The sequence below is a fragment of the bacterium genome (assembly GCA_041649255.1).
GTDB lineage: Bacteria > Hydrothermota > UBA3073 > JACQXS01 > JAQTXJ01 > JAQTXJ01.
The window spans coordinates 1-17650 of record JBAZNK010000019.1; the positions used below are offsets into that span (position 1 = coordinate 1).

The 17650-nt window shown below is 32.9% G+C and carries 15 protein-coding genes and 1 tRNA gene; 9 read left to right on the plus strand and 7 right to left on the minus strand.

Features of this window, described 5'->3' with window-relative positions; translation table 11 throughout:
* From WC614_11680 to WC614_11700, 5 genes are all read right to left on the minus strand, one after another.
* Nucleotides 1-142: polysaccharide biosynthesis protein (locus WC614_11680; GenBank protein ID MFA5033664.1), on the minus strand; the 142-nt coding region annotated here is incomplete at its 3' end.
* Nucleotides 143-313: 171 nt separating this feature from the next.
* Complete coding sequence (locus WC614_11685) at nt 314-1615, minus strand: glycosyltransferase family 4 protein (protein MFA5033665.1); 1302 nt, start codon at nt 1613-1615, stop codon at nt 314-316.
* Nucleotide 1616: 1 nt separating this feature from the next.
* Complete coding sequence (locus WC614_11690) at nt 1617-2603, minus strand: GDP-mannose 4,6-dehydratase (GenBank protein MFA5033666.1); 987 nt, start codon at nt 2601-2603, stop codon at nt 1617-1619.
* Nucleotides 2600-3724 carry a UDP-N-acetylglucosamine 2-epimerase (non-hydrolyzing) gene (wecB, locus tag WC614_11695; protein MFA5033667.1) on the minus strand — a complete coding sequence of 375 codons (1125 nt, stop codon included), beginning with the start codon at nt 3722-3724 and terminating at the stop codon, nt 2600-2602. Before wecB ends, WC614_11690 begins: the two co-directional genes overlap by 4 nt.
* 3 nt (nt 3725-3727) lie before the next feature.
* A complete protein-coding gene (locus WC614_11700) occupies nt 3728-4177 on the minus strand; it encodes a MarR family winged helix-turn-helix transcriptional regulator (GenBank protein ID MFA5033668.1) in 450 nt (149 codons plus the stop codon).
* Nucleotides 4178-4328: 151 nt separating this feature from the next.
* On the opposite strand from WC614_11700, the gene nadD reads away from it, so the two are divergent.
* From nadD to WC614_11715, 3 genes are read left to right on the plus strand one after another with little or no spacing between them, the layout of a single operon-like run.
* The gene (gene nadD, locus WC614_11705) at nt 4329-4898 is read left to right on the plus strand and encodes a nicotinate-nucleotide adenylyltransferase (protein ID MFA5033669.1); all 570 of its coding nucleotides are present in this window, start codon (nt 4329-4331) and stop codon (nt 4896-4898) included.
* On the plus strand, nt 4899-5555 hold the full coding sequence (locus tag WC614_11710; protein ID MFA5033670.1) for a tetratricopeptide repeat protein: 657 nt from the start codon (nt 4899-4901) through the stop codon (nt 5553-5555). It abuts the gene before it with no gap.
* Nucleotides 5555-6856, plus strand: coding sequence for a T9SS type A sorting domain-containing protein (locus WC614_11715; GenBank protein MFA5033671.1), 1302 nt, complete (start codon nt 5555-5557; stop codon nt 6854-6856). The genes WC614_11710 and WC614_11715 overlap by 1 nt, the downstream gene beginning before the upstream one ends.
* Nucleotides 6857-6864: 8 nt before the next feature.
* Here the strand turns inward: WC614_11715 and WC614_11720 are convergent, their stop codons facing one another.
* Nucleotides 6865-8262: a hypothetical protein gene (locus tag WC614_11720; protein MFA5033672.1), complete on the minus strand. Its 1398-nt coding sequence runs from the start codon at nt 8260-8262 to the stop codon at nt 6865-6867.
* A 210-nt stretch (nt 8263-8472) separates the two neighbouring features.
* Between WC614_11720 and WC614_11725 the strand changes: the two genes are divergently transcribed.
* A tRNA-Ser gene (locus tag WC614_11725) sits at nt 8473-8561 on the plus strand.
* A 36-nt stretch (nt 8562-8597) separates the two neighbouring features.
* Here WC614_11725 and WC614_11730 read toward each other — a convergent pair.
* The gene (locus tag WC614_11730) at nt 8598-9974 is read right to left on the minus strand and encodes an MFS transporter (protein MFA5033673.1); all 1377 of its coding nucleotides are present in this window, start codon (nt 9972-9974) and stop codon (nt 8598-8600) included.
* A 221-nt stretch (nt 9975-10195) separates the two neighbouring features.
* Here WC614_11730 and WC614_11735 point away from each other — a divergent pair, with 221 nt between their 5' ends.
* The 5 genes from WC614_11735 to rpmF all read left to right on the plus strand — a co-directional run bounded on the left by WC614_11735 (nt 10196) and on the right by rpmF (nt 17628).
* Nucleotides 10196-12145, plus strand: a complete 1950-nt coding sequence (locus tag WC614_11735) for a hypothetical protein (GenBank protein ID MFA5033674.1) — start codon at nt 10196-10198, stop codon at nt 12143-12145.
* 1 nt (nt 12146) lies between these two features.
* Nucleotides 12147-13613: a FlgD immunoglobulin-like domain containing protein gene (locus tag WC614_11740; GenBank protein ID MFA5033675.1), complete on the plus strand. Its 1467-nt coding sequence runs from the start codon at nt 12147-12149 to the stop codon at nt 13611-13613.
* Between the two features lie 24 nt (nt 13614-13637).
* Nucleotides 13638-16433 (plus strand): T9SS type A sorting domain-containing protein, encoded by a 2796-nt coding sequence (locus tag WC614_11745; GenBank protein ID MFA5033676.1) that lies wholly within the window; start codon nt 13638-13640, stop codon nt 16431-16433.
* Nucleotides 16430-17332, plus strand: coding sequence for a pantoate--beta-alanine ligase (panC, locus tag WC614_11750; GenBank protein MFA5033677.1), 903 nt, complete (start codon nt 16430-16432; stop codon nt 17330-17332). The genes WC614_11745 and panC overlap by 4 nt, the downstream gene beginning before the upstream one ends.
* 125 nt (nt 17333-17457) lie before the next feature.
* A complete protein-coding gene (gene rpmF, locus WC614_11755) occupies nt 17458-17628 on the plus strand; it encodes a 50S ribosomal protein L32 (GenBank protein MFA5033678.1) in 171 nt (56 codons plus the stop codon).
* The last annotated feature ends 22 nt before the right edge of the window (nt 17629-17650 follow it).

Genomic DNA, 17650 nt, shown 5'->3' on the forward strand with positions numbered 1-17650 from the left:
CCATCTCATATTGTTTAAATTCATCCCTGCTGAAAATAATTACTTTCTTAGGCTTATATTTCTTGAATACTACCTCTGTGAACTTCTTCCCAAAAGAACCTGTCCCTCCGGTAATTAAAATTGTTTTGTCAGAAAAATTCATCATTCCTCCCGTGAAGATATAGATACTATATTAAATCTATACATCTCCCAATATTTTTTTACTTAACATTTTTTCAATTTATATTATATTCTTAAATTGCATCTAAGCTACTTTCTTAAAAGTTTTTGTCAATTCTTTTATACCTTATATTTTATCATTGTTTTTTACCTGCTAAATTATTTTATTTTCTATTTTAACATAATTATTATGTGTAATTAAGCTTCTTATTAAATCTAATTCAATACCCATTCTTTCTTCCCAACTTTTAAAATGTTTTTCCGCATAAAATCTAGCATTATCGCCTAATTTTTTTCTTAAGTTTTCATCCTTTAAAATATCTATAATTGTTTTAGATAAATCCGTAATAATACTTTTCTGATTCTTTACTGATATTAATTTTCCCGTCTCATTATCTCTTATCAATCTTTTCGTATCTCCGACATCTAAAGTAACAATACATTTCCCGCACACCATAGCTTCAAGCAAACCGTTACTAACATTCGAGACATCATTTACCGATACAAATATATCTGCTAAATTCATATAATTTGAAGTTTCTTTTATATTAACAGAACCAGTAAATTTAACATATTTTTCCATATCTAAAATTTGACTTATTTTTTCTAATTTTTTTCTCTCCGGACCATCGCCTACTATCAACAAGACAACATTTTTAAATTCCGATACAATATATGGCATAGCATTTATAATCCTTTCTAAATGTTTCCAGTTAACAAGACGACTAAGCGTTAAAATAATTCTAACAGAATTATCTAAACCCAGTTCTTTCTTAAATTCATCACTATTAAAAATTGGATTATATATTTGTTTATCCACACCATCATACCAGAACTTCAGTCTTTCATGAGGAACTCCCACCATCTTAGCAATCTTATCTCCCTGAGTTCCATCATTCAAAACAATTAAATATCTGCATGGCATCTTAAACGCTATTATTTCCTGCCATTTTGTTAACAATCGTAATTTGAAATCGCGAGGAGTAATATATGTCCCAAATAATCTGGTAATATTGGGAACAGAATAATGTCTACTTAATATATATGCCGGCAAGACATCATAAGCACTATATGCATAAATAAGAGAAGGGCCTTTCTTGCTGAAATTCAATATTCTTTTTACTACTGAAATAACATATAATAAAACAAATAAAAATTGTAAAATTTGATTTCCAATAAATCCAAAAATCTTTAAGCGCATACTTTTTATCTGTAACTGCCTGATTACTCTTTGTAATGGCACTCTAAACCGATGGATATATATGCCTTCACAAAGTTCATCGTTTTTGAAATCGCTATCGTTCAAACAAAATAAATGGGTCTCGTATCCGGCGTTCACAAAAGCTTTTAAAATATAATAATATCCTCTGTAGCCTTTTTTTTCACCCATACTCCACATAGTAGACCAGGGACTAATCCCCCAAATAACTTTTTTATTTTGTATTTTTAATACCATTTTATTCTTCTTTTTTTATAATTCCACGTTGCCAATCAATAGTTTTTAATAAACCTTCTCTTAGAGACATTTTGGGGGCAAACTTTAATAAATTTCCAGCTTTTGTTATATCAGGGGTACGTTTTTTAATGTCTTCATATTTTTTATTTGAAAAACTGGAATACGGAACAAATTTTATCTTAGGCATATCAACGCTTCCTGATAAATCTTTAATCAAATAAACAAGATCCAATATACTTATCTCTTCCTTAGTTCCAAGATTAAAAATTTCACCGGATAGTTTATCTTTTTCTATAATACTTATTATCCCATCAACCAAATCACTAATATAAATAAAACATCTTGTTTGTTTACCGTCATTATGAATTTCCACTTCCTTATTGCTTAGTATTGCAGAAATAAAAACAGGTATTGGACCACCCCACCATGAAAGGTGATAGCGTGGTCCATAACACTCAAAAATCCTTATTATATTTACCGGTATATTATACGCATCTTGATAAGCATAAGCTAAATGCTCTTCAAATAACTTTGATACAGCATAACTCCATCTTGGAATATAACTTGGTCCCATTATTAAATTCCCATCTTCCTGAAAAAATGATTCTTCGCTTTTCCCATACACATCTGATGTAGAAGCTAACACAACTTTACAATTAAATTCTTTTGCAACTTTAAAAACATTAACGCCGCCTTCTCCATTTACCAATAAAGTCTCTACTGCATTACCATATCTCGGAATTTTATAAGCCGCTAAATGAACTATTATATTTGCGTCTTTGCACACTTTTTTTAATGACTCAATATCTCTGATGTCAACTTTTTCAAAATGAAAATCAGGATTCGCTGAATTGTGTTTAATGTTTTCTATTTTCCCCATCGATAAATTATCCACTGCGACAACTTCGTATCCGCTACTAAGCAAAGCATCTCCTAAATGAGAGCCAATAAATCCGGCGCCACCGGTTATTACGATTTTATTTTTCATAGTTTTTTAATTAAAATTTTTACTATTCTATCTGCTGTTTTTCCATCCCATAATCTTGGAGACTTTACCCCTTTTTTATTAACATATTCTTTATTGACCATTTTCATCGCCTGTTTTATTAATTCTTTGCCATATTCCTTAACTAAAATATTCGTTCCCTCTTTATGAGTAACAACCCAAAGAGGTTTATCAAGAATGGTAAGACAAGGAATTCCTAAAATAGTTGCTTCTACTTGTATTCCCCCTGAATCCGTAATAATAAATTTTGCGTTCATTTCTAAATTTAAACAATCAATATAACTCAAAGGCTCTATAAGCTTTATACCAGTATTTTTCCCAAGCTTTCCCGCTTTAAACTCTGTGAAAAATTTATTTAGCCCAAAATTATTTATATTTTTTCTGGTTCTTGGATGAACAGGGCATATAATAGACATACTTTTTGATATTTCCGATAAAGCACGGATAATATTCTTAAATTTGTCTTTATCGTCTACATTTTCCACCCTATGAAGTGTACATAGAACATATTTTTTTCTTTCTAAAAGTAATTTTTCAGTAATCTGTCTTTTAATCGCTACCTCTTTGTATTTCAATAGACTGTCTATCATTATATTACCTACACAGAATATTTTATTTACAGATATCCCTTCTTTCCATAGGTTTTCATCTTCATATTTAGAAGTAGTAAAAAGATAATCGGAAATATGATCTGTAAGAAGGCGATTGGTTTCTTCCGGCATATTATTATAACTACGAACACCAGCTTCAATATGAGCAACTGGAATATTCAATTTAGAAGCCACAAGTGCACCAGCCAGAGTAGAATTTACATCTCCGAACACTACGACTAAATTAGGTTTTTCTTTTAAATAAATTTTTTCTAATCCAATCATTATCCTACCGGTTTGTTCAGCGTGTCCACAAGATCCAATTCCAAGATTTACATCCGGCGCAGGAATATTTAAATCCTCAAAAAACACTTTAGACATAGCGTAATCATAATGTTGACCAGTATGTATTAAAACAGATTTAATATCGGGACACTTTTTTAATTTTTCTAAAATAGGAGCTGCTTTCATAAAATTAGGTCTTGCTCCTACAATAAGAAAAATTTTCTTCATTATTTATTTTACTCCTAATTTTACAATCTTTTCAATCGTTTTTATCTTATTTCCGGACTGGTTAATAATATTTTGCAAAACACGTTGTTCCTCTTTATCAAGGAATTCCATACCTCCTTTTAATAGAAATTTAATTTTTTTCCTTAAATCGTTAAATTCCCTGTTTCCTTTTTCAGTTATCTCGTCTACAACCTCTCGAGCTGATAGCTGACTTCTATAACTTTTTACAAACCCCATAGACACCAGGTTTCTAATTCTTCTTGAAATTATTTTCTTCTCTACATTAAGTTCTTTCAAAAGCTCTTTTCTCACAAGCTTACCATCGGCCATTCTTAAAATATGCAGAATAGCAATTTCATCAGGATGATAATTTTCGAAAATCTGCCGAAACAGGGGATATACCTTCGCCCCCAAAATCATTATCTTATCTGAAATATCATCAACATTTCCCATGACTTTTCTCTCTATAGTCTACGTTTTGCGACAATCGCAGAAACAGGATAATATATAAAAGTGGATTGTCAAGAAAAATATCAAGTCATCTTTATTGAGTTGTTTTTTTTATTAATTAAAACTTGCATTTTTATTTAATAAATATTATGTTATGAATATGGTTAATATAGGGATTTTTGGAGGCGCTTTTGACCCGCCTCATATTGGACATCTTATCATTGCCGAGCAAGCAAGACAAAAATTCAAGCTAAATAAAATAGTATGGATACCACTAAATACCCCCGTTCATAAATCTCCTACTTATGCTTCCGCAGCACATAGATTTAATTTAGTTAGGCTTGCGATATCCGATAGTCCATATTTTGAAATCTCTGATATTGAAATAAAAAGAAAGGGATTATCTTTTATGATAGATACACTCATAGAATTCAGTAAAAAAAACTATCCTTCAAACATATTCTTAATCATAGGTATAGACGAGGCAAAAAACTTTCATAAATGGAAAGATTATAAAAAAATCTCTGAATTCGTTAATATTATAGCAGTTGGAAGACCTGGGATAAAGCATGAAGTTTCCAAAAATATGAAGTTTTTGCCATTAATGCTTGATGTTTCATCTACAAAAATAAGAAAAATGCTAAAACAAAAAATATCAATTAAACATCTTGTCCCTGATAATGTTGAAAAATACATAAAAGATAAAAAACTTTATATAAATTAAATGTTACTCGTCTATTTATTAAGTTTTATAATTAATGTCCCTCTTCAAACAAATAATCATAACGTAATTCCCCCATATAGAGAATACTTGAGAAAAGGAGAGCTTGAAAAAATAGATATTAATACAATTAAAGATACTTTTTTATTGGCAGAACTTATGTATTTTAATTATGATTTTGAAAATGCTTTAAAATTCTATAAAAATATTCCGTCATTTTCTCCCGATTGTAATGATGCTCTTTATAGAATAGAACTCTTAAACGGAAATACAAAAGAAGATTTAACAAATTTTGCTAACGCCGAACTTCTATATAGAAATGGAACATCTCGCCCCGGCGGTGAAGATAAATTTGACAAATCTATTGAAATCCTAAAAAAGCTTAAATTACGACACTCCTCGATTAATTTATTTTCCTATATCCTTTTGATAGATATCCTTGAATCCAAGAAAAACCAAAAAGAAGCGATTAATGAATGCAAAGAATTTTTAATCAAATTCGAAGATGCCCCTAAAACGCCTGAAATTCTGATGAAAGAGGGGACTCTGTATGAAAAAACAGGCAATAAAAAAGAAGCAGTAAAAATATATAATCAGATTCTTGTAAAGTACCCTAAATCTCCTGTTTCTGCCCTGGCAAGATTAGCATTAGAGGAATAATGAAAAAAATATCGTTATCCGTTTTCTTTTTTCTGATTTTATTTATATGTGAAAACACATTATTCTCACAAACAAAATGGACAAAATATGCAAATAATCCTGTTATGGTAAAAACAAATTTTATCTGGGAATTTTTTGCAATAGGACAACCCACCTGTATTATGGAAAATGATACTTTTAAAATGTGGTATTGTGCGGCAGGTATTGACCATAAAGGAAGAGTGTTTTACGCACATTCTACAGATGCTATTAATTGGGTAAAACACAATAATGGAACTCCCGTTCTGGATGTCGGGAAACAGGGGGAATGGGATATGCGCTGGCTTGACACACCTGAAATCGTAAGAGATTCTATGGGATATAAACTTTATTATTTTGGTGCACCCACAGACAGTTCCCCGCCAATACACTCTGCAATTGGTCTGGCAACTTCGTCCGATGGAATAAACTGGCAAAGAGATTCTAACAATCCGGTTCTGGAAAAAGGTGACTCTACTCAATGGGATGGTTTTTGGATTGAATCACCTGCAGTATTATATGACGAAAATATTTATAAAATGTGGTACACCGGAGTTGCAAAAGACTGGAAAATCAGAATCGGATATGCAACATCTCCGGATGGAAAAGTGTGGACAAAATACCCATTGAATCCTGTATTAGAAGTCGGGACTGCAGGCTCATGGGAAGATTTGTGGGCAGCGGTTCCGGCTGTAATAAAAACTGATACGCTTTATGAAATGTGGTATAGCGGGATTTCGGTTGCCGATAAAATGGATGCTGTGATAGATACCGTTCGTGCGGGGTATGCCACATCTACGGATGGAATAAATTGGAATAAATACTTTGACAATCCAATTTTATCCAGTTTTGACTTGCCTTATGATAGTGCCGGTCCTTGGGCACCAGATGTAGTACGGGATAAAAATGAATATAAAATGGTGTATGAAACCCAAAGTGGGTTCTGTCTTGCAACCTCACCAATACAAACAATCGAAGAAAATTCTAGTTCCACCCCTATCATCGAGTATCTACAATTAAGAATTTATCCTAACCCGGCTATTACAAACATTATCTTTTCTTTACAACTAAACAAATCTGCAAATAAGCTTAATGGGTTAACTATTAAAATCTACAATATAAGTGGAAAATTAGTTAAAACTTTTCCCACATTACAAAAAAATAAAATTCTATGGGATAGAAAAAACAACTCAAATCAAAAATTAACATCCGGAGTTTACTTTTGTAATTTAGAAACAGAAAATAAAATTATTCAAACTCGAAAACTATTACTGCTAAATTAATACACGATCTAGAGTTTTATTATCTTGCTAAATAATAAAGGTTTGTCTGATAATTGGATAAAATATGTTCCGCTAGGTAACTTCTCTCCATTATTATCGTCCCCATACCATACTTTGCTGTGATTTATAATTTTTACAACTTTGCCACTTTTATCCAATATTTTAATTCTATTCCCCATTCCCTTGAATACAACATACTCTAAAAAAGGGTTGGGAACAATTTCTACATAATTGGTTTTTGATAAAATACTTTCCTCTGTAAACATAAATTGAGGGATATACCCATAGATGTCTTCATTTGAAGTTCCTTGTCTCCAATCTTCCCAAACAATAAGAAAACAATTTGTAGAAGAAGCAATGCTTGTTTCTCTTTTTTCGAAATTATTATTATTCGTAATTTGAGTTTCCGAAGGATTGTCGGATGGGCTCACTTTTGCAATATATATATTAGCTTTATTTATTATCGGGACTCTATAATCATTCCATCCTACAATGAATTTTCCATCTTTCCCAGACCAACAAACAGAAGGAGCTCTTTGATCCCATGGGGCATCACAAATAACACTGTCCTTGTAAAGATAGTTCATATCATTATCAATAATGGAAGCATGAATGTCCCACCCGATAAAAAGACCATAATCTTCTTCCCAAACAATCATACTAATTGCGTCATTACTTGCAAGCTTAGCTCTTTGCTCCGAGACTGATTTTTGAGAAATAGGGAAGTTATTCCCTAGAAACGTCCCGTCATAAGCTATTCTTTGACCAAATATATCCCAATTACCATTTCTTTTATCTGACCATGCAACAAGATAGTTAGAATCTATGGAAGTTACTTCCGGGTATAACTGAGTATCTGGAGCATTCGAAATAAAAAAAGAGGATACCACAGTGGTACCGATTTTAGATACAATAGATCCACAAATATTCGCATTGGAAGAAATAGAATCATTAACCCAAACAATTAAATAATTCTTTCCATTGCTCCATAATGAAGCTTGTGATATCGGGCCATTTACAATTAAAAAATTAGTGTCAATAATGGTACCGTTTTTATCTATAAACTGCCCATATACTCCACCACCATCATTTATCCATATTACAAGATAATTATTACCATCATAAGCCGCTCTGGGTAAAAACTGATTTTGACTTGAGTTACATACAGGAAAACTGTCATTTTTAGTTCCGTTTTCCAGAACAATACGTCCCCATATATCCAGCCCTGTAGTTGAATAATTTACTTTGTCCTGCCACACAATAAGATAATTTTCTTTATTTGAAACAACATAAGGATATGTCTGACTAAAAGAAGACGTACAAATTGCAATATCATTCCCTATTAGTTTCCTTGGGAGGATAGACCCAAAAACAAAAATATAAAACAGCAAACTATATTTCTTCATAATAGCAATAACAATACCTATAATACCTAATCTAGTTAAGTGTTGCTTAAAATGTAATTTGTCAAGCGGAAAAAGAAAATTCTTTCAAACGATTTAGAGAGGGGAATATAGCTATATTTTTTTATTACAACTGCATTTTTGACTTTATAGTTGACATTTTATAAAATTAATAATAAAATCTCCAAGCTTTTTGATAGATTTTTTTAAAATGGAGAGGTGTCTGAGCGGCTTAAAGAGCATGACTGGAAATCATGTGCCTCAAGCGATTGGGGTCGCGGGTTCAAATCCCGCCCTCTCCGTTGCAATATGCTTCAACTAATTACAAATGAATAAGATTATTTGTTTTTTATATTTCCTCTCGCTAGTGATGCAAATATCCCACAAAAACAAATAACAGCAAAAATTATAAATGCTGTCTTCATACTGTTCAAAAAAAGCAAGTGACATTCAGGTGTAATTTGAATTTTCCCCATATTTACAGCAAACAATAACATTGCAACACCCATACTTAGCATCTGTCCTATAATCCGCATAGTCCCAAGTGTCGCAGAAGCTACCCCATAGCATTTTTTTTCAACAGAACTCATAACTGCATTGGTATTCGGAGACGAGAAAAAAGCAAAACCGAAACCAAGAATACTCAAACTAAATATAATAAACCCCAGCGATGTTTCTTTCCCCAAAAAAACAAACAATAAAAGTCCGAAACACGTTAATCCCATACCTATTGAAGAAAGAATTCTCGGCTCAATTCTATCTGATAACTTGCCGGTAAATGGAGAAAAGACAGTCATAATAATTGGCTGCGCAATTAAAACAAGACCGGTATTTTGGGGACCTATCCCTTTTACATATTGTAAATAAAGGCTTAATAAAAAGCCTGAAGCAGAAGTAGCACTGTAATTAATTAGAGCCGCTAAATTAGAAAAAGCAAAAACCGGGTTACCCTTAAAAAGCCTCATACTCAAAATAGGAACTTTATTCTTCATTTCCCATTGTATAAAACTCCATCCCCCCAGAACACTGCATAAAATTAATATTAAACCTATTTTTGATGGCAATTGTGAAAATCCATACATAAGCATAATAAGAGAAATAGCGTAAATTATAGAACCCGTAAAATCAAAACGTTCTCCTCTTGCCTCTGCCCATTCTCCCTTTAATTTCCAGATAATAAAAATAAATGCCACTACCCCCAGCAACACATTAACCCAAAAAAGACTTCGCCAGCCAAAGTGTTCCACTAAAAAGCCCCCAACAAACGGGCCGATAGATAACCCCAAGTAAACTGAAGCTGTGTTTATTCCTAGAACTTTACCTCGTTCTCCGACAGGGAACACAGATATCAAAATTGCTACCCCTGTCCCAAAAATCATTGCTCCGCCCACTCCCTGTAACACCCTGCAATAGATAAGCAAATACCCTGTTTTACAGATCGCAGAAAAAAAAGACGCTATGGAATAAATCAACACCCCATAACTAAAAATCCTTTTTCTACCATATATATCCGCAATTCTCCCAAACGGGACAAGAAATATAGCCGCAGATAAAAGATACGCAGTTGTAACCCAGCTTAACAATATTGCATCCATACCAAATTCTTTGCCAATAGAAGGTAGCGCAACGTTTACGGAGGACCCCATAAAAGGCGTAAGAAAAGAACACAATGTGGAAACAAATAAAGCAACACTTTTATTTAATTTATTTCCCATACATTTAAAAAATTACTGTTTATCTAACTATCCTGTTTTAACAATAGAGTCAATTAAAATTTTATATGCTATTGCATTCTTTTATAAAATATTTTTAATTTTCATACGATAATTTTAATCTTCTATTTGAAATTAATTCAATTTTTTAGTTGACTTTAACACTTATTTATATCATATATAAAATAAAGAAATAAGTATAATTATATTAATAGGGGGAAATAATGCATAATTTACTATTTATTATATTATTAGTTTTGAATAATAATTTCGGTTCGGGGGATCAATCTCAAACATTATGGAATAGAGGTTCTGATGCTCCAATAAATACTTCAAATATAGAATTTGTTGGTTCTATGTTCGAAACAAGTGTTTTTAAAGACATATTTTTAAAAAACAACCTTCTTTATTGTGCTACGGGAAGAGGTATTGAAATTATCGATTTTTCAGATTATAATAATCCCCTTTCTATTGGTTCTTGTCCCACACCAGGTCAAGCGGAGGCTATTAAAATTCTGGATAATTATGCTTATATAGCTGATGGAGAACGTGGATTAAGGATACTAGATATCTCTAACCCACATAATCCTGTTGAAACAGGAAATATTGATACAAAAGGATATGCTATAGACCTTACGAATAAAAATAATTATCTCTATGTAGCAGATTGTAAATCAGGTATGATAATAATAGATATATCTCATCCCGAATTTCCATTAAAAATTGCAGAATACTCTACACCAGGTTCAGTATATGACATAGCAATCTCCGGAAAATATGCATACCTTACTGATTATACTCAAGGTCTATTGATACTTGATATATCTAATCCCTATAAGCCACTAAAAATAGGGCATTGTCCTGTAGCAGGCGTATGTCTAAAAATTGCCCTTTATGATTCTTTTGCCATTATAGCATCTGGTACGGGGGGACTTAACATAATAAATGTCTCCAATCCATCTAACCCTACTCTTACCTCTTATTTTTCTGAATTAACCGCTACCTATGGACCTACAATAAATGTTGATATTTCCGGCAAGTATGCATACCTTACGAACCCTGATTTTGGAATAATCGTCACAGACTTAACAAATCCCGCGAAACCAATAATGGTTGGAAATATAAAAATCCCTTCCCATATATATTCTGTTTCCTTGAATCATTTTTTAGCTTTTGTAGGAAAATTACGCTATGGATTGGATATTCTTGACATCACAAACCCCTCTAATCCAGAATTAATTAGCAGGTATGAATCGCCGGGACAAACTTATGCACTAAACATAAAAAGCAATACTCTTTTCTCAACTAATTATAGAGATGGTGTAAAAATATTAGATATAACCAACATAGAGGAACCTACAACTATCGGTATTTATGATACTCCTGGTGCTGCATGGGCATTAGATGTAATACCAATCAATACCGTAGAATTTTATGTCTGCATTGCGGATGATGTAGCTGGGGTATGGGTTATAGACGTAAAAAAAGACTCCTCTTGTCCTCCTGATAGTAAAAAAATCACAAAATCTACCCTTCTCGGAGGCATTAAACCAGACGGATATTCAAGAGGCGTTAAAATTGTAGGAAATTACGCTTACATAGCTGCACACATTGGTGGACTTGCTATCGTTGATATTTCTAATCCCTCTAATCCCATAAAAATATCTCAATATGTCACCAATACACCCACCTGGGATGTATGTGTATCAGGAAACTACTGTTACCTTGCCACAGGTAAAGGAGGGATAAGAGTTATAAACATAACTAATCCAAATGCTCCAAGGGAAGTTGGGAGTTTTATCACTGACGGATATGCATGGGGACTCGATATTTTCGGTGATTATTGTTATGTAGCAGATGGAGAAAATGGCATAAGCGTATTAAATATATCTAACACTCCCAACATTACAAAGATAGGGAAATTATCTGTTTCAGGATGTATTATGAATGTATCCGTAGTTGAACCTTATTTATATATTGCCTGTGGAAATCAAGGAGTAAGGGTAGCAGATATAACAAAACCGGCTAATCCTATCGAAATAGGATGGTATGATACTCCGGGATATACAAGAGATATTGTTATCAAAAATAACTATATGTTATGCGCAGACAGCGAAGGTGGCTTAATTATACTTAAATTTCTACAGGAATTAACTGCCAAATACACCAAATAAAATGATTAATCGCTTTTTGTTAATGTTGTTACTCAGTTCACCTCATTTGATATACGCTAATGAATTTATTGTTTCGAACGCACAGAATAAACAATCTGTACCGGATATATCACAAGGAATCAACAATATTCTTATAGTTTGGGAAGATTATCGTAATTCTAATGCAGATATATGGGCTCAACTCGTAGATTTTTCAGGCAACCTTGTAGGTAGCAATTTCCCTATATATAATAACCCTAATGACCAACGTTCACCGGTAGTTCAATGGGGAGAAACATCATATCTTGTAGTATGGGAACAGGGCATAGGAGGTGGAAATTTTCATATTTATGGACAGTTAATAGATAGTAACGGGAACCTGACAGGCTCTGAAATACCTATATCCACAGTAAATAATAAAAGTCAACAACCAGCCATAAGCTTTGGAAACAACAAATGGTTTGTAGTATGGGCTGATTCCAGAAATAATAATGATCTTAACATTTATGGACAAATGATAGATTTGAATGGAGTGCTTATAGATAGCGCCATTCCAATAGCTGTAACTACAAAAGAACAGTTGGCGCCTGCTTTAGCATGGTCGGAAACTAAAAAAAAATTTTTGGTTATATGGGAAGATAAACGCTCCGACACTTCAGATATTTGGGGACAAATTGTAGATACATCAGGAATAGTTGTAAATAGTAATTTCCCAATTTGTCAGGCAACTAAAAATCAGCTTTACCCAGACATCGCTTCAAATGGAACAGAATGGTTAACGGTATGGTCCGACTATCGAAACGGTAGCTCTTACAACAGCATTTACGCTCAATTCTTGGATACATCAAACTCTATTAAGGGAACTAATTTTTTATTTGCAGAAACCTTAGGTTATAGTTTATATTCCCCAAAAGTAGTTTGGAACGGAAATAGATGGGTTATTGTATATGTAGAAAATAATAAAATAATTCATGACAATATCTCAATTTCTAATTCCTCACAAGATGCATTCTTCCCTGAACTGACCACAATAGGAAACAACTGTCTTGCTGTATGGCAAGACAACAGAAATAATAGCTGGGATGATTATGATATTTATGCAAACTTATTTACACCAGCAGGAATAGAAGAAAAGTGGAGCGAAACAACATCCCGCTATGGCGGAATCAACTTAACTGTTTCACCGAATCCATTCCATAATAAAACCATTATTCAATACTCAGGGATAGTTAATCGAAAAAACATATCGGATAACGAATATACGGATCAACAAATAGCAATTTACAATATAGGTGGTAAATTGGTTAAGTCCTTCCCTTTAATTGCTTTTGAATCGGAACGTAACCCGATAACTTGGGATGGCAAAGACAATTTGGGACAACCAGTGCCACCGGGGATATATTTTTGTAAATTTAACTTAAATTCTATAAAAAAACTTAATATCACTAAAAAAATAATTCGCATGGCTTTTGACAAGGCATACAAATAACATTAATATAATAACAGGAGGAATATGAAAAAATATTTAATCTCCGGAATAACAATTGTTTTTGTTTTATTTATTACTTTTCTAGCCAAAGCTATAATTTCAGAACAAATCACATTCTCACATCTTAATGTTGTTCCTCAGGAAAAGACTAGCCAGTTATCAAATATTAAGAATGATTTCCTCGTTAATAATGATACGAGTGGCGGTTGCAAACAAGCCAACCCAACAGTCGCAATGTCTTATTCCGGTAACATACTAGTAGCATGGGAAGATATGAGAAATGGGAATGACTATGACATCTATGCGTGTAAATATGCCTTAAATGGAATACCGCTAACTTCTATATTTCGAGTGAATAATGATTCCGGCGGTTCAGCACAAAATACTCCATCTATATCGGCAGACAGCATAGGTAATTTTGTAATCGTATGGAATGATACTAGAGATGGGGAACCCAATATCTATGGTCAATTATATAACAACCAGGCTATCCCCCAAGGGAATAATTTCATCGTAAACGATGATAACAGCGGGGAAACACAGGATGAGCCGGCCGTAGCATTCCTAGCAGACAATAAATTTGCAGTAGTATGGACAGACCAACGCAATAGAACTACAAGAGATAGAGATATTTATTGTCAGATATACAACTTAAATGGAACTAAAGTCGGGAATAACTTCTTCGTTAACAATGATGGTTCAAGGGTAGGACAAAGAACTCCTCATATATCTCCTGATGGACCAAATACTTTTTCCGTAGTATGGGGCGATTCCAGACAAAATGAATTAGATATATTTTGCCAAAGATATACATCATCAGGAACTCCAATTAATACTAATTTTAAAGTTAATGATGATACAACAAATAATTTTTTTGGATGGTATCCTTTTATAAATAGCAATCTTAATAACCAAAATGTAATAGTATGGAGAGATAACCGCATAAAACTTTCCGATCCAAGAATATGGGGACAAAAATATCAACCAAGTACGGGTTTAATAGGAACAAATTTTTGTGTTAATCTGACAGGTAAGTGTTGCTGGCATTCATTAACAAAACTTACCTCAGTAGGAGTAGATAGTGCAGGAAATTTCAACATAGTATGGACGGATAATAGACGAACACAAAACGCCACAGATACCTATATCCAAAAATATGACTCAAATGGAAATCCCATTGGCAATAATACACTAGTTAATAACTCCCCGTCAGATGACCCAAACACTGAATTATTATCTTCCGCCCCCATGATTGTTACTCAAAAACATAACACCCAAATTCAATCGACAGTTGTATGGCAAGATAAACCGGACAGCGAAGATATTAATATTATGTTACAAACTTATGATAACGCAAATAATCCGATTGGGAATAATATAAATATAGTCCCGGAAGCCGGTACGCGCCCGCAAACACAGCCTCAAATTGCAATAAATGAAAATGGTAATTTTGTGATTGTCTGGGAAGATAGACGGGAATGGTATCATTGTGATATATTTGCTCAAAGATATGATAAAACCGGAAACCCCATCGGCACTAATATAAAAGTAAATGATAGCACGCATTACGACAATAACGCAATGCCTGCAGTAGCAATAGATACAAATGGTGCATTTATAGTAGTATGGAGAGAATCGGATATGTTTATATCTGCTAGGAAATATGACACAAATGGAAATCCAACAAGTCTCCCGTTTCAGGTAATTTGTTTAACTGCAGGCTTTGCAATGGCATCCAGTGAACCTAAAATCGCAGTAGATGTAAAAGGTAATTTCGTAGTAGTGTGGGAAGACCTCCGGTTAGATAATAAATTTCCGGATATATTCGGGCAAAAATATTCTGCAGATTGTACACCCATAGACACTTTGTTTAAAGTTAATGAAGTAACCGGAAACCAAAGCATATTACCAAATATAAGTATGAAAAAAAATGGAGAATTCATAGTTGTATGGCAAGAAGAAGAATATTTACAGGATAAAGTCCATTTTGATGTAGAAGGACAAAGATTTGATTCGCTTGGACAAAAAATAGGAACAAATTTCATAATAAATGATGACGCAGCATTCGCCGTTCAACAATACAATCCAACTGTAGTTTTAAAAGAAAATGGTGAATTTATAGTTGTGTGGGAAGATTATAGAAACGGTAATGCAGATATTTATTGCCAGAGACTTGATTCAAGTGCCTTGCCAATAGGTTCTAATTTTAGAATAAACCAGGATTTCGATTCTTCTCTACAACGATTTCCTGCCGTAACGGTAATTCCGGAATCCGGAAATTTCATAGTTAGCTGGACAAGTTCAAAAAATGTAAACATGCAAATAATGGCACAAATACTGGATAGCACAAGTAACTTTATAGATAACAATTTCGTAGTCAATGAAACTCCTTTTCACGCTTCTAATCAACGTTGGGGGAAAAGCGGAAGAAATATTGCTGCTAATAATGAACTTATAGCATTCACATGGATGGATAACCGGAGACTTCAGGGCTGGGACATCTACGCAAAACTTATTGGGAAAAAATCAGCGATTGAAGACAATTCTCAAACTAAAATTATTATATCTCCTAATCCAGTGTATAAAAAACTTACCGTACGATATACCGTCCCCAAAACAGGAAATTATTCAATATCTTTATATGATATAGCAGGAAGACAAGTAATTAAACAATCTCAAGGAAAAAAGACAAAAGGAACTCATTCTGCAGAGTTTGATGTTTCAAAATATAGTTCTGGAATTTATTTTACTAAAGTTGACGGGAATTTAACGCCACAAAGCAATGTAAATAAAGTTGTCATTTTCAAAGATTCGAAATGAAAACAATAATGAAACATCCCGCCCCGACAGTGAAAATAATTAGCAAAATCTCTGAAATGCAAGAAATATCTAAAGAGATTCGCAAGAAAAATATCTCTATAGGATTCGTGCCTACTATGGGAGCCTTACATAAAGGTCATATTTCACTCATAGATATTGCTAAAAAACATAGTCGATTTGTAGTAGTAAGTATATTCGTTAATCCAACACAATTTGGGCCAAAAGAAGATTTTAATAAATATCCCAGAACTTTTAACAAAGATATCGAACTCTTATCTGAAAAAAAAATAGATATACTATTTGCACCAACAAACAACGAAGTGTATCCCGAAGGATACCGAACATACATTGATATCCCTAGTTTCTCAAACAAACTATGCGGAAAATCAAGGCCTACTCATTTTAAAGGCGTTTGCACAATCGTAGCTAAATTATTTAATATTGTTAATCCGGATATTGCGGTGTTTGGCGAAAAAGATGCACAACAAGTAATTATTCTAAAGAAAATGACAAAAGATCTTAATTTCCCAACAAAAATTATAACAGGAAAGATAATAAGGGAACCAAATGGGCTTGCTATGAGTTCCAGAAATAAGTATCTCACTAATAAGCAAAAACAAAATGCCTCAATTATCTATAAGACTCTTAGAGAAACAGCAAATAAAATTAATAAAGGAGAACGCAATATTCCAAAACTAAAAAAATTTATAAAAGATGGAATATTAACAAAAATGACATATTCCTCCCCGTCAGAGAATAGTTTAAAAATAGATTACATAGAAATTATAAACAAAAATAATCTACAACAACCCAAAACACTTAAAGGCGAATGTTTAATTGCAATAGCTGTATGGTACGGGAAAACAAGGCTTATAGATAACATAACCGTTAACTGTTGAAAAGATTTACAATCTATCCATATTCAAGATAGCTTTTAAATGTTTTTATAATTTTATTTTAGAAATTGACAAAAATCATTTGTAGGTTATAAGTATCACATTAATTTTAATTAGGAGGTAAAAAAATGGGTGCACCAAGACGGAGAGTCACTAAAACAAGAGGCAGAGACAGAAGAACAAACTGGAAAAGTAAACCAACTCAGCTTATAGCTTGCTCAAAATGTGGAACTCTAATATTACCACATAGAAGATGTCAGAAATGCGGTAATTATAAAGATAAAGAAGTTCTTATATAAACAACCTTTTTTCTTTATTGAA